The organism is Salimicrobium album (genome assembly GCF_900107115.1).
Classification (GTDB): Bacteria; Bacillota; Bacilli; order Bacillales; family Halobacillaceae; genus Salimicrobium; species Salimicrobium album.
The window spans coordinates 598,057-622,539 of sequence record NZ_FNOS01000001.1; the positions used below are offsets into that span (position 1 = coordinate 598,057).

Sequence of the window (24,483 nt, forward strand, 5' to 3'; positions counted from 1 at the left end):
TTATAATTCTTTAGTCCTATTTTGAATTGTTTTATAACATCCTGTTGCTTTCTCGCTTCTGTTATAATACAATGAATTTAACATAAAAACAGAGGAGGCATTACCCTTATGATGAACGTCGTTGAATTCTTCCGTAACTTGCCTAAAAAACAGTGTGCCAAATGTGGAGACGTAATCCAGGAGCAGGCGGACTGCTACGGTAATACGTGTCATGACTGTGAAGGTCCCGCTCTTTAATGTCAGATGAATAAATCAAAGAAGGGAGCAGGTTGCTGCTTCTTTCTTTCATTTTAACAGAATGTTTCCGAGACTTGTGAAGCGACAGCCCCGTTCCTATACCCGCTACTATATAACAGTTGTTACTAAAAAGCTTACAGCAATCTATGTACGGATTGACTGTAAGCTTTTTTATTATTCACTTTCAATAATTCGTCCGGCTGCTTCTTTCCCCTGATCGATACAGTCAGGGAGACCGATGCCGTAGTAATGGGCGCCTGCAAGCTGAACACCCGGCAAATCTCTCTTCATATGGTTCGTGACCTGATTCAGACGTTCTTTATGCCCTACACTGTACTGGGGCATCGCATTGTGCCAACGGGTGACGACGAAAAAGTCAGGCTGGTCGGTGATATCCATTATTTTTTTCAGATCCTTCATAACGATATCCCTGATCTCTTCGTCTGTTTTATCAACGACTTCCTCGTCCCCCGGCTTTCCGATATAACAGCGGAGCAGCGCTTTCCCCTCAGGTGCTGCATGAGCCCACTTTTTATGCGTCCACGTACATGCCGTAATCCGGTAGTCATCTGTCGTTCTTGATACTACAAACCCGGTACCGTCGATATCCTGTTTGATGGCTGATTTATCAAAAGCCATAGCGACATTGGCTACCGATGTTGCTTTCATCTGTTTCAGAGGTTCCGTCCAGTCATAATGAGCAAGCATTTTTGCAGCTGCTGGAGCGGGAACAGCCAGAATAATATCGTCTGCCTGTTTCACTTCCCCGTCACTCATCAGTATGTGATAACCGTGCTCTTTCTTCTCGATGTGATCCACACCTTTGGACAGCTGAACGCTCCCCGGTTTCAGCGCATCCTGCAGAGCGTCGATGAAACCCGAAAGTCCGCCGGCGAACGAGCGGAAGGCACTCGGTTTTTCCCTATTTTTCTTTTTTCTCACAGGGGGGGCAGTACCGGTATCTTTCAGCCCTTTGACCAGACTTCCATACTCTTCGGTGATTTCTCTGAACTGTGGAAAAGTGGCGTCCATACTCAGACGATCGATATCTCCGGCATAAATCCCGGAAAGAAGCGGTTCCACCGCGTTCTCTACTACTTCATTCCCGAGCCTGCGCCTTAGAAACAAACCAAGAGCCTCATCCCCGGTCGTTTCCTTCACCCGTTTACCGGGCTCAAGCAGAGCTCTCACTTTTCCTCTTCCGGAAAACAGGGTGGACTTCAAGAGCGGCCGTTTTCTCGTCGGAATTCCCATATGGGATCCCTGAGGCATACGGTTCAATCGCCCTTTCGCCAGAATATATGCATTTCCGGTCGAATTTTTGACCACTTCCTGCCCCATCCCGATTTCTTCAGCCAGTTCAAGCATGCTTGTTTTACGGGCAAGAAAGGAATCTGGCCCTCTTTCAATCGTAAACCCGTCCTTATGGAAAGTTCTTACCTTCCCGCCGAGACGTTCCGTTTTCTCCACAAGCTCCGTATCCACGCCGGCTTTCTGTAAATAATAAGCGGCAGATAACCCCGTTATCCCGCCGCCTATCACAACCGTTTTTCTGCTCATTCTATTTCTCTTCCTTCCACTTGGACCAGACCACATCGACAAGCGTTTCTATGAACTTCGGATTTGTGTTAGGCATTTCCGGGCGGTAGTAATTCGCCCCCACCTCGTCACACACGACTTTACATTCATAGTCATTATCAAAAAGCACTTCCAAGTGGTCTGCCACGAAACCTACCGGCGCGTAAACGAAGGAAGTGTAGCCCTTCTGCTCAAAGAGATCCCTGGTCAAATCCTGAACATCCGGGCCGAGCCACGGATCAGGAGTATTTCCTTCACTCTGCCAGCCAATCTCATACTGGCTGATGCCGGTAGCTTCCGAAATCAGTTCAGCCGTCTCCCGCAGCTGGTCCGGGTACGGGTCTCCTCCCTGAAGAATCTTCTCCGGAAGACTGTGGGCGGAAACGATCAGACAGGCTTTCTGCTTCTCATCTTCCTCCATTTTTTCATATTCCTGAAGAATCCCTTCTTTCCAGAAATCGATAAACGTCGGGTGGCTGTACCAGCTTTCCACAGAGCTGATCCGGATTCCGTGTTCCTCTGCCTTCTCCTGGGCACGTCCGTTATAAGACTTGACGCTGAAAGAGGAGTAGTGCGGGGCGAGTACGATCGAAACAGCTTCTTCGATTCCATCTTTGGCCATCTGATCGACTGCATCTTCGATAAACGGGCTTATGTGCTTCAGACCGATGTAAAGTTTGAACTCCACATCTTCCTGCATGCCATTCAGCTCATTGCGGAGCGCCCCTGCCTGTTCTTCCGTTATACGGGCCAGTGGAGAAATTCCCCCGATCGCTTCATAGCGGTCTTTAAGATCCTGAAGCGCTTCCTCCGAAGGCTTGCGCCCTTTTCTAATATGCGTGTAATAAGGCTCAATATCTTCTTCTTTGTAAGGCGTGCCGTACGCCATTACAAGTAAACCTACCTGTTTATTCGCCATTTCCGTGAACACCCCTTAATTGTTTTTGGAATATGTGTGTACCAGTTCGGTCAGTCTTCTTAACGTTTCCGGCTTAATTTCCGGAGTAACACCGTGACCGAGATTGAAAATATGGGGACCGTGTTTCAGCCCTTCATCCAGTATGGATTTTGCCCGGCTTTCAATAACATCCCATTCAGAGAGAAGGACTGCAGGATCAAGATTTCCCTGGAGAGGTTTTTGAATCCCCATCTCCCGGGCCTCTGTAATAGAGGTACGCCAATCCAGCCCAAGTACGTCAATAGGAAGCTCATCCCAATCCCCGAGCAGGTGCGGAGCGCCCACACCGAAAAGAATCAGCGGTACTCCTTCTTTCTTCAATTCGCGGAAAATCCGGTCCATGACAGGTTTGATGAATTTCCGGTAATCCGCAGCATGAAGAGCTCCGCCCCACGAGTCGAAAATCTGGATGGCTCGGGCGCCGGCTTTCACCTGGGACTGGACATACGTAATGATCATCGAAGCGAGTTTATCCATAAGTAAAAACCACGTTTCTTCATCTCTGTACATCAGTGACTTCGTTTTATGGTAATTTTTCGAAGGGCCGCCTTCGATCATATAGCTGGCCAGCGTGAATGGTGCACCGCTGAAGCCGATCAGAGGAACGTTAAGCTGCTCTTTCGTCAAAAGGCTGATCGTATCCAATACATATGGAACGTCCGATTGCGGGTCGATTTCCCCAAGATTCTCCACATCCTGACGGTTCCGGACAGGATTATGAATGACCGGCCCTACCCCTTTTCTTATTTCCACGTCTACACCGAGTGCAGGGAGCGGCGACATAATATCCTTATACAGGATAGCTGCATCAACACCGTAATTCTCAACGGGCAGCCTTGTTACATAAGCACACAGTTCAGGCTGATGAGTGATCTCAAACAACCCGTACTTCTCCTTCAGTTTTCTGTATTCCGGCTGGGAACGTCCGGCCTGACGCATATACCACACGGGCGTATGCTCTGTCGGCTCCCCGCGGAATGCTTTTAAAATTGTGTCGTTAAATGAATTAGTCATATAGCACCTGACTCCTTTATATTCTATCCGATTCCAACTATAACGATTATGTGCCCTGGTGTATAGCGATAAGCCACATTTGTCACTATTTTGTACCTTCTGACAGATGTGTCTCTTTCACCTTTACGTTCATACTCTGAAAAGAGCGGGAGTCTACCATTCCAGTGTTACTTCATTGGACGGCTCCCCTTCTCTTCCCGATTCCGGATCAAAAGGCACGACGTAATACGTCCGTGAATCAAAAAGTCCGAAGCTCTGAATCGTATGGCTGGTCTCCTTCGTCTTTGTTATCAGTTCCTTTTCTTCACCTTTTTTACGATAAATTCTGTACGTTACATCTTCATCTTTTTCGTCTGTGTTCCAATCGAGTTTCCCGCGCACCAGCGTCCATCCACCGATGTCGATGGAACCTTCCAGTTGAATATTCCGAGGCAGCTCCACCGGTTCTTCCAGAGAAGTAAGACCTTCAGGATCGGTAAATTCCTCTCCCGGGTCGAGCACTTCTTTAAGATTTGTAAGCATCTGTTTCGTAAGCGACACCGGTACGCTGCTTGAATCCTCAAGGTAATAGTCACTTCCCGAATCTCCGTACCCCATCCACATGCTCATAGCATAATTGGGGGTGAAGCCTGCAAACCACACGTCTCTGTTCTTGCCTTCCACCTCCGGATGCTGCGCAGTGCCGGTTTTTCCTGCAAGTGCACCACTGTAGCTTCCATTACGGGCCGTGCCGGAACTCACTACGGTCTCAAGCATTTCCCGGAGCTGGAAAGCTGTTTTTTCACTGAAGACGCGCACAGCTTCTATTTCTTCCTTCGGCTTCACGGTTTCACCGGTCCGGTCCGTAATGGTGGAAACGGTTCTAAGCGGCACCCGTTCCCCGTCATTCCCGACAGCCTGATAGCCGCCGGCGATCTCCATCGGGCTGTATCCTTCCGACATTCCTCCGAGAGCGATGGAGAGGTCGTCGTCTTCAGTGGCAAGACCGAGTTTTTCAAGATAGCTCTTACTTTCCTTCACGCCTATTTCGTTCAGCAGCCATACTGCAGGAGCGTTTTTCGATTTGACAAGGGCTTCATATAACGTCACCTGCCCTTCGTACCCGTCCAGATTCTTTGGAATATAACCCCCGTAACTGATCTTCTCATCTTTCAGTACGGAATAAGGGCTGTAAGTATCACCCATTAAGGCGGGACCGTACACTGCCAGCGGTTTCATTACGGATGCGGGCTGGTGTTTGGTGAGGGCATGGTTCATCTCCCCGTGTTCATACTCTCTTCCCCCGGTAAGAGCCGTCACCTTCCCTTCTTTATCTGTAAGCACAAAAGCCGCTTCCACCCCTTCGACAGAACCGGACGCGTAGTTCCCATCCTTCATCGTCTCATAAGCTATCCGCTGGGCTTCCGGATTCATATTCACTTCTATTTCATACCCTTCCGTTTTCAGTGCCTCTCTTGAAACACCGTAACGATCCACCACTTCCTGAACCACGACGTTTACGTAAGCATTCGACCATGTCGCGCCGACAGGTGCTTCTTCAGTATATTCCACCTGTCGGTTGGAGAGTGCTTCTTCTTCTTCCTTCGTAATGTACCCTTCATCTTCCATCCTGAACAGAACCGTGTCGCGCCTGTCTTTGGCCGCTTCGGGATCTGCTATCGGTGAATAATTGCTTGGGGCTTTCGGGAGGCCGGCCAGGAGAGCCGATTCCGTTTCGTTCAGCTCCGGTACAGGCTTTGAGAAATAACGCTCTGCTGCTTTTTCCACTCCATAGGTTCCTTCACCGAAGTAAATCGAGTTCAAATAAAGTTCAAGAATTTCATCTTTCGTATAATTCCGCTCCAGGTACAGAGCTACCATTACTTCCTTTGTTTTTCTGAGCCACGATTTATCGTTGGAGAAAAATAAATTCTTTGCTACCTGCTGGGTGATAGTACTGGCTCCTTCCACCTTCTCCCACGCTAAAACGTCGCGGTAAAGAGCTCTCGCTATGCCACGGGGGTCAATACCCGAGTGTTCATAGAACCTGCTGTCCTCGGTAGCCACCACGGCTTCCTGCAGAAATTCGGGCACCTCCTCCAAGGATATGGGACTCCGATTTGTGGAATAGATCTCTTCTATCTCTTCTCCATCCGCAACTACTGTAGTCGCTGCATCAAGGGTCATTGCATCTTCGGAAACGAAGAAGCGTCCTCCGAACATGAGCAGAAGCAGACCTATGGCCATGACGAATAAAAAGCTCCCCAACCCTATGAACGTATTCCTTAACCGTTTCCCCTTTTTCCTCATTTGCTTATATTCTTCGCGTTTCACTATAAGCCATCCTTTCTTCCTGCTTGCAGTTTCTCCTGCCCTCTTGCTAAAATTTAACTGAAGAAGAAAGGAGAATCTTTATATGATAGTTTCCATGACTAACGGTACGATCGATTTCCTGAAAAAGATTCAAAACCAGCATTCCGACAAACAGGTCCAGCTTATGCAGGGGGATAATTCCACAATCGCTTATTACGAAGGAGAGGAGCCTTCTATTTTCGAAGAAAGCCGTGATTATGAAATTGTCGACTCTACAGGAGATGTACAGAATAACGGTTTCGTAGTGACCAACAATATCCCTGTATCCGAAGAAGGACGCGCTACATTTGAAGACCGCTTCAAAAACCGGAAAGGGAACGTTGAAGGGATGGACGGGTTTCAGGCCATCCGTATTCTTCGCCCTAAACAGGGGAAAACCTATGTCGTATTCACGCAATGGCGTGATAAAGAAAGCTTTGATAACTGGAGGAACTCCCAATCTTTCGAACAGGCCCATAAGAAATCGGGTCCGGAACATAAACAGAAGCCGTCCTTTATCGATGGCGATGCTTATATCATGCACTACCGCATGGTGAATCCGGAAGATTGACATAACAGAGGCCGCTGACATTTTCAAAGAACTGTCATGCTATAAAGAAAGTGAGCGGAGAGCCCGCTCACTTTTTTCTTAGTCTCCTTTAACGTTGTTTTCAAAGAAATCCCTGAAGTTCTCTTCCGGCTGCTGACCGACGATACGATCCTGTTCTTCCCCGTTTTCGAAATGTACGACCGTAGGTGTTCCTTCGATTCCATACTTATGTCTCTGCTCAGGGAATTCAAGTACGTTCATCTTCTTCATATCCACACCCATCTCTTCTGTAAGAGGCACCAGGTACGGTGTTGTGTTCTGACAATATACACATTCAGGACTGTAGAAATATACAGTTACTTCCTCTCCCGACTCCACTTTCCCGGAAAGTTCATCAGGAAGGATCTGGTTGCCGTAGTTCGGATTCTCCAGCTGATCGATCGTGGACTGCTGCAATTCACTTTCGTCCTTGTTATAAGGGTTACCTTCTGCTTTTTCCGAGTTCTGCAAACTGACAATCAATGCCAGTGCCGCAATCAGTACCACAAGTACAGCTGCGAATATAATCATCTTCTTTTTCATCGTCACTGCTCCTTCTGCCGTAATAGTAATAAATGGCTTATGAAAATTATGATAAAAGCTGTACCGGCCAGAAAAGGAATCGTAATGAAACCTAAATAATTGACGTACTCGACCGTACAGGGGACCGTCCCGCAGCTTCCGCCCGGAGTCTTTAGAGCCGGAACTTTCTGAACCGAATAATGATACGTGGACACAAGAACCCCCGCACCACTCAAAATCAGTCCCGGTAAAGCGGTGTTTTTTTCATTTTTAAGTAAAGCGACACCATATATGATGACGAGGGGGTACATTAAAATACGCTGATACCAGCACCACTCGCACGGCGTATAACCAAGAAATTCCGAATAGAACAAACTTCCAAGCGTAGCGGTAAGGGCCGTCGCCCAGGCCACAAACATCAAATCTGACCTCTTCATACTTCGCCTCATCCTCTCTTTAAGTATTATACAAGGGAATGTAACGAATTGAAAATATAGAATAAAAATTCACGAAATCGCCATCATCTGTTCGTTTAAGCAAGACCGATGCGGGAATACAAATAAAGAGAAGATATTTATGTCCAAAGAAAGGATGGTCGTCTTATGGATCAGAAAATGAAAGAATTAATCGAAGGCTTAAATGAAGATCTTTCCCATGAATACGCAGCTTCTGTTATGTATACGAATAACGCTGCCGTGGTTTCGGGTTTGTATCGTTCAGTACTGAAACCGTTCTTCGAAGGAGAAATTGCTGACGAGCAGGGGCACGCCTTATATCTCGCAGAAAAAATAGCAACTCTCGGCGGAACGCCGACGACTACTGTAGCGGAGGTACCTCAGGAAACACGTGTTAAAGAGATGCTTGTAGCCGCACGTGATTCGGAGGAAGCCACTATCAAACGTTACGAACAAAGAAAGAAACAGGCCGATGAATTGAATCTTACCGAACTCTCTGTAAAACTCGATGACCTGATTTCCGATGAAACCGGTCACATGGAAGAAATCGATCGTCTGCTTCAGGACTCCCGACTGCACGAATAACCGGAGTGACTGGCGTTATAATCGAAAAGCGGACTACCCGTCCGCTTTTTTTCTTTCTTCTGACAACGATGATATAGTAAAGAGTAAAAGGAGGGAAAGATAATGTCCGAGTCCATGTTTAAAGAAGTAGAAACCCTCTATGAAAAAATGGTGGAAACACGCAGGTACCTGCATCAGTATCCTGAACTTTCTTTCCAGGAGACGGAAACAGCTGCATATATAGCTGATACATACGAAGCACTCGGTATCCCTTTCCAAAAAAATGTAGGCGGCAACGGAGTGATAGCCACGATACAGGGGGGACGGCCCGGCAGAACCGTGGCACTGCGGGCCGATTTTGACGCCCTCCCGATCCAGGAAGAGAACACCCACCTGCCTCACCGCTCCAGAAACGACGGAGTGATGCATGCGTGCGGACATGACGGTCACACGGCTGAGCTGCTCGGTCTCGCAGAAGCGGTGTGGAAATATAAGGAGGAACTTCCCGGCACTATGGTTCTCGTACATCAGCCCGCTGAAGAGATTACTCCAGGGGGAGCGAAACCTTTGCTTGAAACAGGCGCCCTCGACCACGTAGACGCCGTTTTCGGTACTCATCTCTGGACAAATACGGAATACGGGACAATCGAAACGGCCCGGGGTCCGTTTATGGCTGGCGCCGATGCTTTTGAAATTAAAATTAAAGGAAAAGGCGGCCACGGCGCCCAGCCTCACCAGACGAAAGATGCTATCGTCATCGCCTCCGACATTGTAGCTTCTCTCCAGCAGGTAGTCGCCAGGAGAATCGATCCGTTAAAGACTGCCGTAGTTACCGTAGGGACCATTCAAGCCGGCAAAGCCTTCAATATAATCGCCGATCAGGCCGAGCTTTCCGGTACCGTACGAACGTTTGAGCCCGAGGTACAGGAAACCATCAGGGAAGAGATGGAACGTATTACGAGAGGGATATGTGAGGCGGCAGGCGCCGACTACCATTTCTCCTACAATATCGGCTATCCTCCTGTTATCAATCATGAAAATGAGGCTGACCTGGTTCTTAAAGAAGCGCCGCATGCAGATTCCTCTCTCTCAACCCGTGAAGTGGACCCCTCCATGGCCGGTGAGGATTTCTCCTATTATTTACAGAAGAAGCCCGGAGCCTTCTATTTCACAGGAGCTAAACTGCCCGAACACGACTTCCCCCACCATCATCCTAAATTCGACTTTGATGAACGGGCTATGCTTCATGGGGCCAAAACCCTTCTCCAGGTATTTCTCAGTTACCAGCATAAATATAGCAGCTGAATCATAAATTTTTCATATAGACCTGCTTCCCCGGCCGCCCTGGCCCGGGGAATTTTTCTATTTATTTGCCCGTCTCTCTTCTTTTTTTGAACAGCATAATTTCAAGAGCAGCGATGGAGACGAGCAGCCAGGCCGTTCCGACAGCTATTCCCGCCAGAACGTCGGTGAAATAATGGACCCCTATAAAAATGCGGCTGAGAGCCACCGTAGTACCGAATAATGCAAGCAGTATATTCACGGTCCACTTCACTTTAGAAGTGAACCTGCTTACTGTAACGAGATAAATCATAAATCCGTAGAAAGCGAAGGCACCTGTAGAGTGTCCGCTCGGGAAGCTGTATCCGACCCCGTCATATGCCTCGATCACTTCCGGACGCTGGCGCTCAAACAATAACTTCAAACCTTTCGTAAGAGCGCTTATTCCTATCATATTGACCGCAAAAAAAAGTGCCACCCATTTACTTTTATTCGAAATAAACAGAAGATAACTTATTACGATGACCGACAGTGCTGACAAAACCCATACGGACCCTGCTTCGGTTATGTATCCCATCGTTTCTGTGAGCCACGGTGGATTGATGGTATCCACAAAATTATTTACTATGCGATCCAATGCGAACTTTTCCCCTTCAAGAACATCTTCACCGAGGGAAACGAAAGAGAAGAACCCTCCTCCTATGAGGATAAACCCTGCTATTATTAAAATAATGGATGTTCTGGTGGGATTTTTGAAATGTGTGCCTCTAAATAACAATTTCTTTTCCTCCTACTTCTTACTTCTTTACTATCTTTCCCCGCACCGTTTTCAAACAAACTACAAGCCCCGGCAGAGTATACCTCCTTGCCGGGGCTTTGCTTATGCTTTCGTCCTGTAGGCCAGGTTTGATTCATTCAGGCTTTCCTCTTCTCCGAACAGAAAATGTTTATGCATATCGGGTGAATAAATGGAGTGTACCGTCTCCACACCGGCCGCTTCCGCAACAGAGCGGAGCATAGCAGGAGAACTTCCGCAACATAGACCGATATAATTAACTCCGTCATTTTTCGCTTTTTCCGCCCATGCCGCAAGTTCATACCGGTTATGATAGAGCGGGTCGAGCGAAGTCGGAAAAGTCGTTTCCGTCGGGAGAGTGCAACTGCATCCGCCATCCGGAAGATTAAAAAATGTGGGATTGTCTTCCGTCGTACGGTACGGAATCGGCAGTGCCCCTACATATCCGTTCACTTTTCGTCTTATTTTCTCTACGTAGGGCTGCATAGTATCAGGACCGCGAAAACAGTTCATACCTACGACCAGTGCTCCGTTCTCTTCAAGAGAGGCGCAGGAATCCTCCACGGTGTAGCCGTCACGCAGTATGTTTTCCCCCATAAGACCGAGGGTTATGACAGCCGGGAGTTCAACCCGTCTGATCTCCTCCAGAGCAATAAGAGCTTCTTCGTGGTAGTAGAACGTTTCCCCGTTCACAAAATCCACCCCTTCTTCTTTACACCATCCGACCATTTCCCGGAACATTTCCCGGACTTGAACTTTACTATCTTCATTTTCCGGATCAAAGATATTCGTATTCGAAATGTTCCCGGCCACGAGCGCTTCTTCCTCCGGATGTTCTCGCGCCACTTCTTTAGCCAGACGGATTGCGTTCCGGTTCAGCGGTTCAAGCAGTTCCTCTTTGCCTATGATTCTCATCTTCTCCCGGTGGGCGTTGTAGGTAAAAGCTAACACTACATCGGAACCTGCAAGCATATAATCCCGGTACGTCTGTTTCAAAGCTTCCGGATTCTTAAGGGCTACTTCCGGCACGAAAGAACCCGCCTGAAGATATCCTCTCCTCTCCAATTCAAACAGGTAACCTTCCCCGGCAATCACCGGACCTTCTTCCAGCCGCTGCTTAAGACTTCTTTTAGTCATATACCTCGCTCCTTTTTATAATGGTTTGCGTATCAGGGCAGTTATGCACTTTTTCGAACAGACTCCAAAAGCGCTGCGCCCAGGTCATCCATCAGGTCATTTTTATCTTCAATGCCTACGGAGAAGCGGAGAAGACAACTATCCACTCCATATTTCACCCTCGTCTCCTCCGGAATATCCGCATGCGTCTGAGTTGCAGGATAAGTAATGAAACTCTCCACCCCTCCAAGACTTTCAGCAAACGTAATGATATTTAAGGTCTTCAGAAAAACCGGCACCTGTTCTTCTCTTGTTAAACGGAAAGAAAGCATCCCGCCCCGTCCCGGATACAGGACTTCCCGGACCTCTTCACGGCTCTTCAGATAATCAACAATTGTTTCCGCATTCTCCTCGTGCTGTTTCATACGTATGTGGAGCGTTTTCATCCCTCTCAGTAAAAGCCAGGAATCCATCGCCGACAGTGTCGCACCAATCCCGTTATGAAGGTTCTGGACAGTGCGGGTGAGCTCCTCCCCTTTCGTTATGATCGCCCCCGCCAGGACGTCATTATGACCTCCAAGATACTTCGTACCGCTGTGGATAACGATGTCCGCCCCTTCTTCCAGAGGATTCTGAAGGAGAGGTGAATAAAACGTGTTATCCACTATCAGCCTTACACCGTATTTTCTGCAGACAGCAGCGCATTTCGAAATGTCCACCTCCTTCATCAAAGGATTGGCCGGAGTCTCGAAAAATACGGCTTTTGTCCTTTCCCTCATTTCACTCTCCAGTGCCGCATCATCCGTGAGGTCTGCATAACGAAAAGTTATCCCGTACCGGGCAAGAACTTCTTCAAACAGCCGGTAGGTCCCGCCGTACAAATCACGTGAAACGATCACCTCCTCCCCCGAGCGGAACAGACCGAAAACTGTATGGATAGCTGCCATTCCGGAACTGCAGGCAAAAGCCCCGTCTCCCTTTTCGAGTTCCTGAAGTGTTTTCTCCAAAACAGAGCGCGTGGGGTTAGCCGTCCTTGTGTAATCAAAACCGGTGGATTCCCCGAGCCCGTGATGGGCATAACTTGTGGAAAAATAAACCGGAGTGCTTACTGCGCCGGTACCGGGGTCCGTCCTGTTTCCGGCCTGCGTCAGTATTGTCGCTCTCTCGTGTACCATAGTGGCATCCCTCCCATAAAAAAATCGACCTCCTGAAAAGAGGCCGATTTCTACACATTTGTGTACTATCGTCCTCTCATCTTTTCAAAGCACAGGCTTTGCTGGAATTGGCACCAGTTCGCTTTTAAACAATGGTTGCCGAGGTTTCAAAGGGCCAGTCCCTCCACCTCTCTGGATAAGAGTACATTAATATTCATTTGATTTTCACCAATTATATAGACGAACGCAGCATTCGTCAATATTTTTTTAATTATTTTTCAATTCAGTCGTTTCCTTACAAAGGTTTCCGTAAATAACCGACTGAACAAAATACCTCCGAACGCCATCAAAAGGGCTCCCGCCCACATCATCTGCACAGCAAATACCACGACGAAAATGAGTGTCTGGAAGAAAAGAAGCTGTCTCAGGAAACGTATCAATTCTTCTTTTCTCTGTTCAAAGGAGACCGGATAAATATCCAGCCAGGCGATAGTCCGATGATGCTGCCACAACGTCATCATCTGGAATCCGCTCAAATAAAGAAACAGGACACCGATAATTACACTTATCATCATATTAGGAACGAACCATACAGCAAGAGCACCTATAGCAGCCAGACGAATGTACATCCCGCTGTAATCGCCGGATCTTGCAAAAGTAATTCGGTACAGGTAAGTGTACGTTGTATCTCCGGAAAAAGGAATGCGGGCGGTCAAAAGTTTTACGATAAGACGCCTTCGTTTCACCCGGCTTTTCAGATGCGGAACGTCTGTGAACATATTAGCCAGCCTGTAGAACACCCTCATCCGTCCCTGGTCTTTTTCCAGCAGAAGATCCCAGGCAAGCCCGGCTTTCTGCTTCGATACTCTCCAGGCATATACTACAAGCCCGCTCAAGAGCACAAGACCCGGAACGACAAACAAGAGGGCATCAACGGCCGCAGAGTAAAACAGGGCGGCTGAAACTATCCACACCGCCGCCTGATAGCCGATACGTATAGAAGGCTGACGTTCCTGCAGCATCCACCAGTTGGACTGCATTACTCCCGCCTTCACGACAAGCATAAGCAGAATGATGGCGAGGTAGTGATCCGTACCCAGTTCAGGATACACGGTAAAATACAAAGGTCCGAGCGCAGCCCCCGCAAGAAAAATTACGTAAAGCTGCACCACATAACTATAGTAAAGACTGAAACGGAAATAATCCTTCAACTCGAACTCCGCCGGCAGAAGAAAAACCAGGTCCGGTTCTTTGATCATTGTACGTACCGGACTGTAGGATGTAATGCTGGCGAAAACCAGAGCTACAATCAGTCCGGCGGGGAAATCTTCAGGAACGGTCTGCAGCCACTGCTGATAAAAGTATGCACCGGCCGAAAGAAGAAAAAACATCACTACCGCAATATGACCGTTAAAAATATAGCGCGTATACCGGCTCAGTTCTTTCGTGTGTTCCCTCATCCGCTCTTTCCAGAAACGTCTGGCGTTAATCATGGGAATCGTCCTTCGTCAATCGTACATATATATCATCGAGGGAAGCCCGCGGCATGGAAAAGAATGTGCGAAGTTCTTCCAGCGTCCCGTCTGCTCTGATTTCTCCTTCATGAAGAATGACAAAGCGGTCACAGTATTTCTCTGCAGTGGCGAGTATATGAGTCGACATAAGAACCCCGGCCCCGTTCTTCTTCATTTCTTCCATCCATTCAAGATAAGACTGGATGCCGAGCGGGTCGAGCCCTACAAACGGCTCATCTACGATATATAAAGCGGGTTCGATCAGAAAAGCACACATAATCATGACTTTCTGACGCATCCCCTTGGAGAAGTGAACAGGAAACCAGTGAAGCCTTTTTTCCATATGAAATTCTTTTAAGAGAGGGGGGACTCTGCTGTTAAAAGTCTGTTCATCAATGTGATACGCACGGGCAGTCAGGCGCAGGTGCTCTTCCAGCGTAAGTTCATCGTACAGAATAGGCATCTCGGGGATATAGGCAAGCTGTTGACGATAGCCTTCGGGGTTCTCCCTGAAAGACGTACCATTTATGGAAACACTTCCTTTTTTCGCCTCCATCATTCCGATAACGTGCTTGATGGTCGTACTTTTCCCGGCGCCGTTCAATCCGATAAGACCAACTATTTCACCGGAATTCACCTGAAGAGAAATGCCGTGCAGAACGTTTTTACGGGTGTAGCCCCCAAATAAATTTTCGATATGTAATAGTGATTCCAATCTGACTCCCTCTTTTCGTGTGTAGTGGTCCCTTCCTTTAAAAAATAGTACCATAGTTGGCTTTCCTATTACAGTTCTTGCGTCCTGCTATGGTACAATACCCATCAAGGAGGGAATATTTATGACAGATTGTATTTTCTGCAAAATTATCAACGGAGAAATTCCATCAGCCAAAGTATATGAAGACGAAGAAGTTTATGCCTTTTTAGACATTAGTCAGGTCACCAAAGGTCATACGCTCGTCATTCCAAAACAGCATACTAAAAACATCTACGAAACTCACCCGCAAATAGCCTCCAATGTGTTTGCACGAATACCAAAAATCGCCACGGCCGTTAAATCCGCTTTTGATGCGGATGGTGTGAACATTGTAAATAATAACGACGAAGCAGCCTATCAGTCTGTATTTCACTTACACATCCACGTTCTTCCGAGGTACGAAAACGGAGACGGTTTCGGAGTCAAATGGACGGACAACAGTAATTCCTACACTCCGGAACAGCTTCAGGAACTGTCGCAGACGATTGCTGAAAAGATTTCTTAGAAACTGTACGGGACTTTTGTTATACTTATAACACATTCGCAATCGACCACGAGGGTACGGTTGGAGTGAAATCAGAAAAGCTTAGAAGAGGAGAGATTAGATGAATACTCGTGTACTGGTGTTGCTGTCGTTGTTTATAGGAATAGGGGCTGTACTGCATGCAGTCATGCCGCCGATATTTTTCGGAATGAGGCCGGATATGCTGCTTGCCATGATGTTTTTGGGGATTATTATGTTCCCTAAAGTATCTTACGTTCTTGTACTTTCCACAGCTACAGGAATCGTCTCTGCATTAACCACCACCGCGCCGGGCGGACAGATCGCAAACCTTATTGAAAAACCCGTCACAGGTATGATTGTATTTGTGCTCGTTCTCGCCATGCGTAACTTTAAACAGGAACGCATCAAAGCAGCTGTTCTTACGGCTGTCGGAACGATTGTCAGCGGCTCCATTTTCCTGGGGTTGATTCTGTTCGTTATCGGTTTAATGGATGCAGGCTTTATAGCCATGTTCCTGACTGTAGTGCTCCCGACAGCGCTTTTAAACACTGTGCTGATGATGGTATTGCACCCGGTTTCTCTCAGGATTATGAGAAACTCCCCATCACAGACACTTCGCGCCTCCTGACCTTATAGGAGCGGCCTCTCAGCCCGGTCGCTCCCCTGTTTTCAGGAGGAAAAGGTTTAAATGTATACATATCAGGAGAAACAGTAAACAGGTACAGGTTAGTGAGTAAAGGAGGAAACAGAATGGTCCGAGTTAAACCGTTTGTTATGGGAATTGTTTCCGGAAGTGCTGCCGGAGCCCTTTACGTTCTTTTCAGCACTCCCTCGTCCGGCCAGGAATTCCGCTCGAACGCTGTCAGTAAAAGTAAAGAATTGAACAGTCTTTTACGCAGGTCCGGTCAGGATGGTAAACAATTCAAAGATCAGGTTACTGAAACATCCAAAGACACACTTTCACTCATCCGTCATCTCAGCGAAGATATCAGCTCTTCTGTCGAGGGCTGGAAACAGACGATCGCTCCCCATCAGAAAGAAATTCAAAAATACTTAGAACAGATTGAAGAAAATCTTGCAGACCTTGAAGAGAAAGCAAAGCAGCATCGCACCTCCGGAAACGAAGAAACTCCCCGCAACTGATGAAAGAGCACCCGCTCCGGGTGCTCTTTTTTATCTTCCTTCATAAAAAAAAGCGTCCCGGCTCCCGGGACGCTTTCCTGACATTATTATTCAGCAGCTTGTAAATCTTCGATGGAATCAACTTCCATATATTCCGGGACTACAAGGCCGATTTTCGCGCCCTCCAGGTTAGCCCCGAGATCCTCTACCTGTTCTCCGTACTTCTCGAACTGGGAACCATGAGTGGCCGGCAACCATGCCGCTACCATTCCATCAGCTTCGCCATTGGCTACAGCTTCCCACATCGGACCATTGTCGAGAGGAGTGGTGGTCACTTCGAAGCCCTGTTCCTTCATGACTTCAGCTACAACGTTCGTAGATGCGATTTCCGAATCCCAGTTTACATAGACGAGTTCTACTTCTTTTCCATCAACTTCTTCTGTACCTTCCGTCCAGGATGATACTGCATCTTCATTATTGGAAACCCAGTTTTTTGCAGCCTCTGCAGGGTCTGCGCCATTTTGGATTTCAAGCATAACTTCTTCCATTTGAGAAGTTTCCCACTGGAACTGATCCAGAATCTTGTAAGCATTAGGCTTCTCGTCTTTCAGTCCCGTTTTCACCATCGTTTTGATTTCTTCAGCGTCCCCGAAAACTCCTTGCGGGTCTTCAAGATATTTCAGGTCATATTCAGCGAACTTCCAGTGTGGTGTCCAGCCGGTAACGACAATCGGCTCTTCATTGTCAATAGCTTCCCCAAGAGCAGTTGCCATAGCCCCGGAAGAAGAAGTGGATACTTCCCACCCGGCAAGACTGTCATACTTCTCCACAGCATCCTGGGAGGCCGCTACAACACCGGCACCTGCTTCAATACCTGTAATTTCGTAGTTTATTTCCTCACCATAGTTCGCCTTTCCTGAAGATTCACCGTCAGATCCCGATTCTCCACCGGAGTCCGAAGAACCTCCGTCCGAACCGCACCCCGCGGCTAATAGCGTCAACGATAATCCGGCTGTCATACCAATTCTTTTCCAATCAAACTTAAACATGTACTTCTCCCCTTTTCTTAATAAGTTTTATATAAATCAGGACACGTAGTCCTCTTCCACCTGCTTAAGGATTATCTCCCCGCTGTGTATTAAGATTTTGCGTAAAGCGGTCGATAATGATGGCCAAAATAACGATTCCGAACCCTGCGACGAAACCAGGTCCTACCTGAGCACGCTGAAGGGCTGTAATAACTGTCTGTCCAAGACCTTTCGCCCCGATCATGGAGGCGATAACTACCATGGAAAGTGCGAGCATAACCGTCTGGTTGATACCGGCCATAATCGTTTTCTTGGCCATAGGAAGCTGAACTTTAAACAGCTTCTGTGTTCCCGTAGTTCCGAAAGCATCGGAAGCTTCGATCAATTCACCGGACACCTGACGTATGCCGAGGTTGGTGAACCTTACCGTCGGAGGCGTAGCGAATATGACGGAGGCAAAGACACCCGGCACCATGCCGATACCAAAGAACGCAACAGCCGGAATCAGATAAACGAACGCCGGCATCGTCTGCATAAAGTCAAGAACCGGGGTGAGGATATTTTCTACCGGTTTACTTTTCGCCATCCATATTCCGAACGGCACTCCGATAATGACAGATATCAGACTTGCAAATATGACGAGTGTAAATGTATTCATCAGCTCTTCCCACAGCCCCTGGTTCGCCACAAACCATAAACCGATCACCGTAAAAGCGACCAGTCCGAACTTTTTACCCGAGGCGAAAAATGCAAGAACCGCTATTACTACGATGAATAACCAGATCGGTACGTTCATCAGCCAGTCTTCGGCAAATACTTCGATGAAATCACCGAAATCTTCCCGTATAAATGTAAAAATAGGTTTAAGACCTTCCTGTATGCCTTCAGTTGCTGCTGTGATCCATTCAGCTACCGGTATTTCAGGAAATATCCCCATTCAGGTTCACCTCACTTCCGGACAGAGCGGCAATTACTGCCCCTCGAACAATGATTCCTTCCAATTTTTCATTATCCACTACGGCTACAGGGACTTTAGCATCATGAATCACATCAAAGATTTCATGCATCGTAGTCTCCCTGCTCACCTGTACTACTTCTGTACGTAATATGTTTTTCAGAGTTTTTTCTTCTTTACCTGCCGCTTCGGCTACGTCATCAGCGGTAACGTATCCTTTTAAATTTCTATCGGCATCGGTGACGTAAATACTTGATAACCCTTCTTTCCTCATTCTTTCGAGAGCAGTCCGCGGGCCATGTTTCTCTATATCCACCGTCTCCGGCCGTTTCATAATGTGTTCGGCAGTCAGTACTTTGGAACGGTCCACATCTTCTACGAACCTCTCCACATAATCGTTAGCCGGATTGATGAGTATTTCTTCCGGAGTACCGATTTGTACTATCTTTCCATCTTTCATCAGAGCAATACGATCTCCGATACGGAGTGCTTCGTCGAGATCGTGCGTGATGAAAAGAATCGTTTTCTTCATTTTTTTGCTGAAGGGCAATCAGTTCATCCTGCATCTCTTTTCGAATGAGAGGATCGAGTGCCGAAAACGCTTCATCCATCAGCAGTACTTCCGGGTCGTTGGCAAGCGCACGCGCCAGTCCGACACGCTGCTGCATCCCGCCGGAGAGCTGACCGGGAAACTGATTCATATAATCCCCGAGCCCTACCATCTCGAGCGATTCGGACGCTTTCTTTCTGCGCTCATCTTTGTCTATGTTCTGGACTTCAAGACCGAATTCCGCATTTTCAACAATGGTCCGATGAGGAAACAGTGCGAAGCGCTGGAAAACCATACTTAATTTCCGACGGCGCACTTCTCTCAAAGCCTTCTTATCCATCTGGGAAAGGTCTTCTCCGTCGATCGTCACGCTTCCTTCCGTCGGCTCGATCAATCTGTTCACGAGACGTACCAGGGTGGATTTCCCGCTCCCGGACAGCCCCATTATTACGAAGATTTCTCCTGCCTCCACACTGAAAGTAGCGCGGTTTACACCGACTGTGTTCCCGGTTTTCTTTAAAATTTCTTCCTTCGACATACCTTCATCCAGATATTTGGTAGCCTTCTTGGCGTTTTTGCCGAATATTTTCGATAAATCTTTTACGTCGATTACTGGCAATCCCCTCACCTCTTTCTAAATTAGCAACGATTCCATTCGTTTTCTCTTTTTGTTACCTACTTGTAATACTGTAACTTATCCGACACATAAAACACAAACTTATTATAAATGTTATTCAGTTCAAAAATAACGTACAGTTTAAACTGTACACAACAAACAAAGTATAATACGCCTTTTTTCTCTGTTTTTCATCTATTTCCTGCCGGTGCTACTATTTTCTCCCGCAGTAGCATTGTAGTAACCTTAAAGTAATTCGTACTGGAGGAGGATTGCATGACATCTGTAAACTATCCCTTATTAGAAGAATTTCAGGCTAAAACCGTCCAGGAGTTTTCTAAAACTCTTGAGATGTTCGGTCTTACCTCCGGGGACGCGCGGCTTTTTATCATTTTATACATCCACCCTTTTCCTATGACATTGGATGACATGAGTAAGGCTTCAGGTAAAAGTAAAACGTCCATGAGCACCGGGATTCGAAGTCTGCTGGAGCAGGGGCTCGTAGAACGGGTGTGGGTGAAGGGGAAGCGTAAAGACTTCTATCAGGCTAATAAAAACCTGTATTTAAGTTTCCTTTCTTCTTTTATTGAAAAATGGATACAGCAGGCTGATGAACAGAAAGACAATCTGGAAAGGCTGCAGGCAGAGATGGCGGCCAGCAATTATGAGTTAGTCGAGGAAGGTTCCGCCGAAGAAGCGGATCTGCTTTATGAAAAAGCTGAGGAAATGAAAGTATTCCATGCATGCGTTACGGAAGCATTCACCAAAATACTTGCGCTGAAAGAAGATGAAGTCAACTAGTTATATATACCCTCCCCTCTTAAAAATAACCGGCGTATAGTCGGTTATTTTGATTTTTGTGACTTATTCCTGCCGCCTTTCTGCCCTCTCTTCTCCCTGCACTTATTAACCCTTCTTCTCCAACGTTTTCGCAAGGACTCCATGGACCCTTCGACCCCCGCCATCACGCTGTTAAAATTCTTTTTTATAAAACTGTTGCTTTTCTTCTCAATCCGTACTATGATTCCTCTTGTGGCCGGGGAAAAAAGTCTTCGCAGACCCGGCATGTCGACGATTCAACCAACTATTGACTTGCATTCTGATGCAGAGGAGGGTATTCACTATGATGAACTGCTGGAAATCAGTAAACATCAATAAAGAATTCGGCCTGAACCGGATTTATATCTTTTCAATTTTTATTGGGGTTATTTCTTTTCTCATCTTATTTATTCCGTTATCTATGTATCATGGCTCTAATGAAGTAAAAGACTATGGGCTGTTTCCGGTAGTCGTCGTTCTGTTTCTCCTTCCGCTGTTTCATCGGCTGATGCATATGCTTCCGTTACTATTGTCTTATAAACGTATGAAGGTGTTCCTGAAATTCAGAAAGCGCGTTTTCCCGACTTTCTTCTATCAGTGTAAATCGAAACTTTCAAAACAGACGTCCATTCTTATGGCGCTCGGCCCGACTCTTTTCATATCGGCGCCTTCGTATATGATGGCTTACATGTTCCCTGATTATTTCGTGTATTTCATGCTCATCACTTCTGTTAACTTAGCGATGTCTTTCACAGACTTCCTTTATCTTTATCATTTCGTGAAAGCTCCGCGCCGGTGTATAATCGAAAACGCAAAGGACGGGTACGACATACTGATCCAGCGGAAAGAAGCATAAGACAGCACCTGTAAGAGTGCTGTCTTTTCATTTTCTCCAGTTTTTGATACAGTAAACCGTAAGAGTAAAGGAGGGGCTATTTATGAGCTTCGCAGTCGTTTTTGGTGTATTTGCTTTAGTTGTACTATTTATTTTCAACTCATTAACTCACTCCCTATGTCTGAAAACGAAAATGGAGAAAGAAAAACAGATGAGAGTATTTCGTACGATCAACGTTCTCATTACCATTCTGCTGATTTCTTCTTACGTGGAAGTCATTACGGTTTTATAATAGAGCGTCATGCACTATAAAATAATTATCGTTAAGGAACACTGCAGGTACGGGCTGCGGTGTTTTTATTTTATGGAGGCAAGTTTCCCCCTTCCGTTTCTTTACATTCACAGTAGTAAGTGAAATGTTTTTTATGTTATATTATCTTTTAGGCAGACCTTCAGGCCCACCTCTGCAAATTACATACAAGGAGTGTACGACCATTATGAAAAAAGCTGTATTAACCACAATTTTAGCTACGAGTGTTTTTACGCTTGCGGCATGCAGTTCGGATGATTCCTCCGAAACGGTTGCAGAAACCGCAAACAGTGAAATTACAAAAGAAGAATTCTATAACGAACTGAAAAATAAACACGGGGAAGAGGTACTTCAGCAGCTTGTGACGAATGAAGTACTGACCGAAAAGTATGACGTAAGTGATGAGGCCGTGCAAAAAGAAGTGGACGCCCTGAAGGAACAATACGGAGACCAGTTCGATCAGGCTCTCGAGAGTAGCGGTTTTGAAGATGTGGACGCTTTTAAGGAAACGATACGTCAAAGTCTTCTTCAGGAACAGGCTGCTGCTGAAACAGTAGATATTTCCGAAAAGGAAATGAAAGACTACTACGAACGCATGAAAACAGAAGTACAGGCAAGCCATATTCTTGTCGAAGACAAAGAAACGGCAGAGGAAGTTAAGAAAAAGCTGGCTGATGGAGCAGAATTCAGTGAACTTGCCAGCGAATATTCCTCTGACGGCTCTGCACAGCAGGGCGGCAAACTCGGTTACTTCGGCCCCGGGGAAATGGCCCAGGAGTTCGAAGCGGCTGCTTACAAACTGGATAAGGGTGAAATCAGCGAACCTGTCCAGTCTCAATTCGGCTACCACATCATAAAGGTCACCGATAAACGTGATGCGGAAGATGTGAAACCTTACGAGGAAGCTAAACCGGAAATCAAAAGAACGCTCGTAAGTCAGAAAGTCGATCAGCAGAAAATGCAGCAGCATCTGCAGAAAATCATGGATGAAGCTGAAATTGACGTGAAACTGGAAGAATTCGAGGGACTGTTTAAACAGGAATCAGCTGAAGAAGGCAGCGGGGATTCTGAAGAAGATGGAAGTTCCGAAGAATAGTCCAATTTAAAAGCTGGGGGATTTATCCAATCCCCCGGCTTGTTTTATTTATTTGTACATAAATTTATTATTAATAGACTTCTGTAAAACTGCAGGCAGGGGAGGTGTGGTTCTCACTCCATTTCAAACAGGGGTTTGTAAAAAGAGCGCTGCTCCAGCGAATAAATCCTCTCCGTAAAGCTGCCTGGCTTTGTCTTTTGCAGGGAGGTGTTCATCATTTGTATGCGGGAGTCCAGCATATCGATCTGGTGCAGAATTTCTGCTTCGCGAATGTAAGGTGGTTTCGGGCTGCCCCATTCACCTTTACCGTGATGACTCAGTACAAGATGCTTCAGCGCCATCACTTCCTCCCCTTCGATATGAAGTTCCGAGGCCGCATGCTGGATTTCCTCGACCATTATGGAAATGTGCCCGAGCAAACGGCCTTCAATCGTATACTCGGGTGAATCAGGGTCCGAAAGCTCTCTTATTTTACCTAGATCATGTACGATAATTCCGGCGTACAGTAAATCCTTGTTTACTTCCGGGTAAATTCCACCGATTTCCCTGGCTAGGCGGAGCATGGTGACAACATGGTGAGCAAGGCCTGAAACGTAGTTATGGTGGTTCCTCGTAGCGGCAGGATATGTGAAAAGTTCTTCGTTGTACTCTTTTACGAAGTAGCGGGTGAGCCGCTGAAGATTAGCGTTGGTCATTTCGAACATGAATTCTTTGATCTGATCTTCAAGCCACTCCACACTCACCGGCGCTTCCTCCACGAATTGTTTCACTTCTCTTCCGTCTTCCTCCAGCGCCTGACGTATGTGCTGAATTTTCAATTGGGGCTTATTTCTGAATTGACTTATCTCCCCGGATACCTTCACTAATACACCTTTTTTAAACAACGTCTCATCTTCTTTTTTTGCGCCCCACAACCGGGCGTCGATTTCCCCGGTACGGTCACGTAAAAGCAGGGCTAAAAACGGTTTACCGTTACTGGCGATACTTTTATTCGCCGAGGTGATGAGCAGGAAATCGTCGAACGTCTCCCCTACCTGATAATGAGCAATTCCCTTACTCATAGGAAACCCCCTCTCTCCTGACAGGTTTCTGCTCCACTTTGGGAACATACCGGAAGATTTCCCCGGATTCCACAACACGAATAAAGTTCATCAGCCATTCATAGTAGTTTTTCGCATACTGCAACTTGTATATATCGTCTTCGAGTCGTTCCCTTAACAGTAAATCTTCCGTGTTCTGCTGCAGATTCCGGAACTCTTCGATGGCTTCATCCGCTTCTTCTATGTTCGTTTCTACATCTTTCTTCCATTTACTAGCAAAAAGAGAAGTGAAGGATTTGTACCAGTCTTCTTCAGACTTATACAGATCTTTGCGCATCCCTTTTTTAAAAGCAGGTTCTACCATTTTCATATCAGATAGTACTTTCACTCCTGTAGACATGCTCGTTTTGCTCATGGATAGCGCTTCTCTCATGTCATCGAGCGTCATAGGTTTCTCGGCAAAATACAAAACTCCATAAAGACGTCCGATAGATGGAGTAACCCCGTAAAGGTTCATATTTTTAGCGATCACCTGAATAAACTTTTCTTTCGTTTCTTCATACTGCTGCCATTCTTTATTTTCCACTGGAGGATCCCTCCCGTCTGATTCAAAATTAACATCCATCTATTCTATCAAATATTTTCTTAAAAAGCTCTATCCCTTTTTATCTTTTAGTTCACCTGCTTATCAAACGTATTCAGCTATATAACAAATTCCCTGCCCGGGAGGCAGGGAAACATGTT

At 46.6% G+C, this 24,483-nt stretch carries 26 protein-coding genes, 1 pseudogene and 1 riboswitch; of the genes and pseudogenes, 11 read left to right on the forward strand and 16 right to left on the reverse strand.

Annotated elements, in window-relative coordinates; translation table 11 throughout:
* Positions 1-108: 108 nt before the first annotated feature.
* On the forward strand, positions 109-237 hold the full coding sequence (yhfH, locus tag BLU03_RS02965; RefSeq protein WP_008590165.1) for a protein YhfH: 129 nt from the start codon (positions 109-111) through the stop codon (positions 235-237).
* Positions 238-411: 174 nt separating this feature from the next.
* Here the strand turns inward: yhfH and hemY are convergent, their stop codons facing one another.
* From hemY to BLU03_RS02985, 4 genes are all read right to left on the reverse strand, one after another.
* Positions 412-1,797 carry a protoporphyrinogen oxidase gene (gene hemY / locus BLU03_RS02970; protein ID WP_093105480.1) on the reverse strand — a complete coding sequence of 462 codons (1,386 nt, stop codon included), beginning with the start codon at positions 1,795-1,797 and terminating at the stop codon, positions 412-414.
* A 1-nt stretch (position 1,798) separates the two neighbouring features.
* A complete protein-coding gene (gene hemH, locus BLU03_RS02975; RefSeq protein WP_076569100.1) occupies positions 1,799-2,734 on the reverse strand; it encodes a ferrochelatase in 936 nt (311 codons plus the stop codon).
* 15 nt (positions 2,735-2,749) lie between these two features.
* Positions 2,750-3,787, reverse strand: a complete 1,038-nt coding sequence (gene hemE / locus BLU03_RS02980) for a uroporphyrinogen decarboxylase (protein WP_093105482.1) — start codon at positions 3,785-3,787, stop codon at positions 2,750-2,752.
* A 153-nt stretch (positions 3,788-3,940) separates the two neighbouring features.
* Complete coding sequence (locus BLU03_RS02985) at positions 3,941-6,100, reverse strand: transglycosylase domain-containing protein (RefSeq protein ID WP_093105485.1); 2,160 nt, start codon at positions 6,098-6,100, stop codon at positions 3,941-3,943.
* Between the two features lie 82 nt (positions 6,101-6,182).
* Here BLU03_RS02985 and BLU03_RS02990 point away from each other — a divergent pair, with 82 nt between their 5' ends.
* On the forward strand, positions 6,183-6,689 hold the full coding sequence (locus BLU03_RS02990) for an antibiotic biosynthesis monooxygenase family protein (protein WP_076569093.1): 507 nt from the start codon (positions 6,183-6,185) through the stop codon (positions 6,687-6,689).
* 78 nt (positions 6,690-6,767) lie between these two features.
* On the opposite strand, the gene BLU03_RS02995 is transcribed toward BLU03_RS02990, so the two are convergent.
* Together BLU03_RS02995 and BLU03_RS03000 are read right to left on the reverse strand one after the other, a co-directional pair.
* Positions 6,768-7,250 carry a thioredoxin family protein gene (locus BLU03_RS02995; protein ID WP_008590174.1) on the reverse strand — a complete coding sequence of 161 codons (483 nt, stop codon included), beginning with the start codon at positions 7,248-7,250 and terminating at the stop codon, positions 6,768-6,770.
* A 2-nt stretch (positions 7,251-7,252) separates the two neighbouring features.
* Positions 7,253-7,666 (reverse strand): disulfide oxidoreductase, encoded by a 414-nt coding sequence (locus tag BLU03_RS03000; protein WP_234972544.1) that lies wholly within the window; start codon positions 7,664-7,666, stop codon positions 7,253-7,255.
* Between the two features lie 165 nt (positions 7,667-7,831).
* Here BLU03_RS03000 and BLU03_RS03005 point away from each other — a divergent pair, with 165 nt between their 5' ends.
* Positions 7,832-8,269 carry a ferritin-like domain-containing protein gene (locus tag BLU03_RS03005; RefSeq protein WP_008590177.1) on the forward strand — a complete coding sequence of 146 codons (438 nt, stop codon included), beginning with the start codon at positions 7,832-7,834 and terminating at the stop codon, positions 8,267-8,269.
* 102 nt (positions 8,270-8,371) lie between these two features.
* Positions 8,372-9,553 (forward strand): amidohydrolase, encoded by a 1,182-nt coding sequence (locus BLU03_RS03010; protein ID WP_093105488.1) that lies wholly within the window; start codon positions 8,372-8,374, stop codon positions 9,551-9,553.
* A gap of 61 nt (positions 9,554-9,614) precedes the next feature.
* Here BLU03_RS03010 and BLU03_RS03015 read toward each other — a convergent pair whose 3' ends face one another.
* From BLU03_RS03015 to BLU03_RS03035, 5 genes are all read right to left on the reverse strand, one after another.
* Positions 9,615-10,307 carry a phosphatase PAP2 family protein gene (locus tag BLU03_RS03015; RefSeq protein ID WP_093105491.1) on the reverse strand — a complete coding sequence of 231 codons (693 nt, stop codon included), beginning with the start codon at positions 10,305-10,307 and terminating at the stop codon, positions 9,615-9,617.
* Between the two features lie 102 nt (positions 10,308-10,409).
* Positions 10,410-11,462, reverse strand: a complete 1,053-nt coding sequence (locus BLU03_RS03020; protein WP_008590183.1) for a homocysteine S-methyltransferase family protein — start codon at positions 11,460-11,462, stop codon at positions 10,410-10,412.
* Positions 11,463-11,503: 41 nt separating this feature from the next.
* Positions 11,504-12,616, reverse strand: coding sequence for an aminotransferase class I/II-fold pyridoxal phosphate-dependent enzyme (locus BLU03_RS03025; protein WP_008590184.1), 1,113 nt, complete (start codon positions 12,614-12,616; stop codon positions 11,504-11,506).
* Positions 12,617-12,689: 73 nt separating this feature from the next.
* Positions 12,690-12,798: riboswitch (SAM riboswitch) on the reverse strand.
* A gap of 75 nt (positions 12,799-12,873) precedes the next feature.
* Positions 12,874-14,088, reverse strand: a complete 1,215-nt coding sequence (locus BLU03_RS03030; RefSeq protein ID WP_093105493.1) for an ABC transporter permease — start codon at positions 14,086-14,088, stop codon at positions 12,874-12,876.
* Complete coding sequence (locus tag BLU03_RS03035; protein WP_008590188.1) at positions 14,081-14,824, reverse strand: ABC transporter ATP-binding protein; 744 nt, start codon at positions 14,822-14,824, stop codon at positions 14,081-14,083. Before BLU03_RS03035 ends, BLU03_RS03030 begins: the two co-directional genes overlap by 8 nt.
* Before the next feature lie 121 nt (positions 14,825-14,945).
* Here BLU03_RS03035 and BLU03_RS03040 point away from each other — a divergent pair, with 121 nt between their 5' ends.
* The 3 genes from BLU03_RS03040 to BLU03_RS03050 all read left to right on the forward strand — a co-directional run bounded on the left by BLU03_RS03040 (position 14,946) and on the right by BLU03_RS03050 (position 16,511).
* Positions 14,946-15,368, forward strand: coding sequence for an HIT family protein (locus tag BLU03_RS03040; protein WP_093105495.1), 423 nt, complete (start codon positions 14,946-14,948; stop codon positions 15,366-15,368).
* A 100-nt stretch (positions 15,369-15,468) separates the two neighbouring features.
* A complete protein-coding gene (locus BLU03_RS03045) occupies positions 15,469-15,996 on the forward strand; it encodes a tryptophan transporter (RefSeq protein WP_008590191.1) in 528 nt (175 codons plus the stop codon).
* 122 nt (positions 15,997-16,118) lie between these two features.
* Positions 16,119-16,511 carry a YtxH domain-containing protein gene (locus tag BLU03_RS03050; protein ID WP_076569075.1) on the forward strand — a complete coding sequence of 131 codons (393 nt, stop codon included), beginning with the start codon at positions 16,119-16,121 and terminating at the stop codon, positions 16,509-16,511.
* 86 nt (positions 16,512-16,597) lie between these two features.
* Here BLU03_RS03050 and BLU03_RS03055 read toward each other — a convergent pair whose 3' ends face one another.
* The 3 genes and pseudogenes from BLU03_RS03055 to BLU03_RS03065 form a co-directional block, all read right to left on the reverse strand.
* Positions 16,598-17,539, reverse strand: coding sequence for a glycine betaine ABC transporter substrate-binding protein (locus BLU03_RS03055; protein WP_093105497.1), 942 nt, complete (start codon positions 17,537-17,539; stop codon positions 16,598-16,600).
* Between the two features lie 64 nt (positions 17,540-17,603).
* Complete coding sequence (locus BLU03_RS03060; RefSeq protein WP_093105500.1) at positions 17,604-18,455, reverse strand: ABC transporter permease; 852 nt, start codon at positions 18,453-18,455, stop codon at positions 17,604-17,606.
* Positions 18,439-19,642, reverse strand: a pseudogene (locus BLU03_RS03065) (quaternary amine ABC transporter ATP-binding protein). Before BLU03_RS03065 ends, BLU03_RS03060 begins: the two are co-directional and overlap by 17 nt.
* Positions 19,643-19,915: 273 nt before the next feature.
* Between BLU03_RS03065 and BLU03_RS03070 the strand changes: the two are divergent.
* The 4 genes from BLU03_RS03070 to BLU03_RS03085 all read left to right on the forward strand — a co-directional run bounded on the left by BLU03_RS03070 (position 19,916) and on the right by BLU03_RS03085 (position 22,699).
* Positions 19,916-20,440 carry a GbsR/MarR family transcriptional regulator gene (locus BLU03_RS03070; protein ID WP_093105503.1) on the forward strand — a complete coding sequence of 175 codons (525 nt, stop codon included), beginning with the start codon at positions 19,916-19,918 and terminating at the stop codon, positions 20,438-20,440.
* 322 nt (positions 20,441-20,762) lie between these two features.
* On the forward strand, positions 20,763-21,314 hold the full coding sequence (locus BLU03_RS03075; protein WP_008592264.1) for a DUF3267 domain-containing protein: 552 nt from the start codon (positions 20,763-20,765) through the stop codon (positions 21,312-21,314).
* A gap of 82 nt (positions 21,315-21,396) precedes the next feature.
* Positions 21,397-21,585, forward strand: a complete 189-nt coding sequence (locus BLU03_RS03080; RefSeq protein WP_008592263.1) for a hypothetical protein — start codon at positions 21,397-21,399, stop codon at positions 21,583-21,585.
* Between the two features lie 205 nt (positions 21,586-21,790).
* Positions 21,791-22,699 (forward strand): peptidylprolyl isomerase, encoded by a 909-nt coding sequence (locus tag BLU03_RS03085; RefSeq protein WP_008592262.1) that lies wholly within the window; start codon positions 21,791-21,793, stop codon positions 22,697-22,699.
* Between the two features lie 113 nt (positions 22,700-22,812).
* Here the strand turns inward: BLU03_RS03085 and yhaM are convergent, their stop codons facing one another.
* Both yhaM and BLU03_RS03095 read right to left on the reverse strand, forming a co-directional pair.
* Complete coding sequence (gene yhaM, locus BLU03_RS03090) at positions 22,813-23,760, reverse strand: 3'-5' exoribonuclease YhaM (protein ID WP_093105506.1); 948 nt, start codon at positions 23,758-23,760, stop codon at positions 22,813-22,815.
* A complete protein-coding gene (locus BLU03_RS03095) occupies positions 23,753-24,325 on the reverse strand; it encodes a GbsR/MarR family transcriptional regulator (protein ID WP_008592260.1) in 573 nt (190 codons plus the stop codon). Before BLU03_RS03095 ends, yhaM begins: the two co-directional genes overlap by 8 nt.
* Positions 24,326-24,483: the final 158 nt, after the last annotated feature.

Coding starts and splice junctions, on each gene's coding strand:
- BLU03_RS02990 (WP_076569093.1), top strand. CDS start 6,183: ATGATAGTTTCCATGACTAACGGTACGATCGATTTCCTGAAAAAGATT.
- BLU03_RS03055 (WP_093105497.1), bottom strand. CDS start 17,539: ATGTTTAAGTTTGATTGGAAAAGAATTGGTATGACAGCCGGATTATCG.
- BLU03_RS03050 (WP_076569075.1), top strand. CDS start 16,119: ATGGTCCGAGTTAAACCGTTTGTTATGGGAATTGTTTCCGGAAGTGCT.
- BLU03_RS03085 (WP_008592262.1), top strand. CDS start 21,791: ATGAAAAAAGCTGTATTAACCACAATTTTAGCTACGAGTGTTTTTACG.
- BLU03_RS03045 (WP_008590191.1), top strand. CDS start 15,469: ATGAATACTCGTGTACTGGTGTTGCTGTCGTTGTTTATAGGAATAGGG.
- BLU03_RS02995 (WP_008590174.1), bottom strand. CDS start 7,250: ATGAAAAAGAAGATGATTATATTCGCAGCTGTACTTGTGGTACTGATT.
- hemE (WP_093105482.1), bottom strand. CDS start 3,787: ATGACTAATTCATTTAACGACACAATTTTAAAAGCATTCCGCGGGGAG.
- BLU03_RS03000 (WP_234972544.1), bottom strand. CDS start 7,666: ATGAAGAGGTCAGATTTGATGTTTGTGGCCTGGGCGACGGCCCTTACC.
- BLU03_RS03010 (WP_093105488.1), top strand. CDS start 8,372: ATGTCCGAGTCCATGTTTAAAGAAGTAGAAACCCTCTATGAAAAAATG.
- BLU03_RS03040 (WP_093105495.1), top strand. CDS start 14,946: ATGACAGATTGTATTTTCTGCAAAATTATCAACGGAGAAATTCCATCA.
- yhaM (WP_093105506.1), bottom strand. CDS start 23,760: ATGAGTAAGGGAATTGCTCATTATCAGGTAGGGGAGACGTTCGACGAT.
- BLU03_RS03075 (WP_008592264.1), top strand. CDS start 20,763: ATGATGAACTGCTGGAAATCAGTAAACATCAATAAAGAATTCGGCCTG.
- hemY (WP_093105480.1), bottom strand. CDS start 1,797: ATGAGCAGAAAAACGGTTGTGATAGGCGGCGGGATAACGGGGTTATCT.
- BLU03_RS03070 (WP_093105503.1), top strand. CDS start 19,916: ATGACATCTGTAAACTATCCCTTATTAGAAGAATTTCAGGCTAAAACC.
- BLU03_RS03060 (WP_093105500.1), bottom strand. CDS start 18,455: ATGGGGATATTTCCTGAAATACCGGTAGCTGAATGGATCACAGCAGCA.
- BLU03_RS03030 (WP_093105493.1), bottom strand. CDS start 14,088: ATGATTAACGCCAGACGTTTCTGGAAAGAGCGGATGAGGGAACACACG.
- BLU03_RS03080 (WP_008592263.1), top strand. CDS start 21,397: ATGAGCTTCGCAGTCGTTTTTGGTGTATTTGCTTTAGTTGTACTATTT.
- hemH (WP_076569100.1), bottom strand. CDS start 2,734: ATGGCGAATAAACAGGTAGGTTTACTTGTAATGGCGTACGGCACGCCT.
- yhfH (WP_008590165.1), top strand. CDS start 109: ATGATGAACGTCGTTGAATTCTTCCGTAACTTGCCTAAAAAACAGTGT.
- BLU03_RS03020 (WP_008590183.1), bottom strand. CDS start 11,462: ATGACTAAAAGAAGTCTTAAGCAGCGGCTGGAAGAAGGTCCGGTGATT.
- BLU03_RS03025 (WP_008590184.1), bottom strand. CDS start 12,616: ATGGTACACGAGAGAGCGACAATACTGACGCAGGCCGGAAACAGGACG.
- BLU03_RS03005 (WP_008590177.1), top strand. CDS start 7,832: ATGGATCAGAAAATGAAAGAATTAATCGAAGGCTTAAATGAAGATCTT.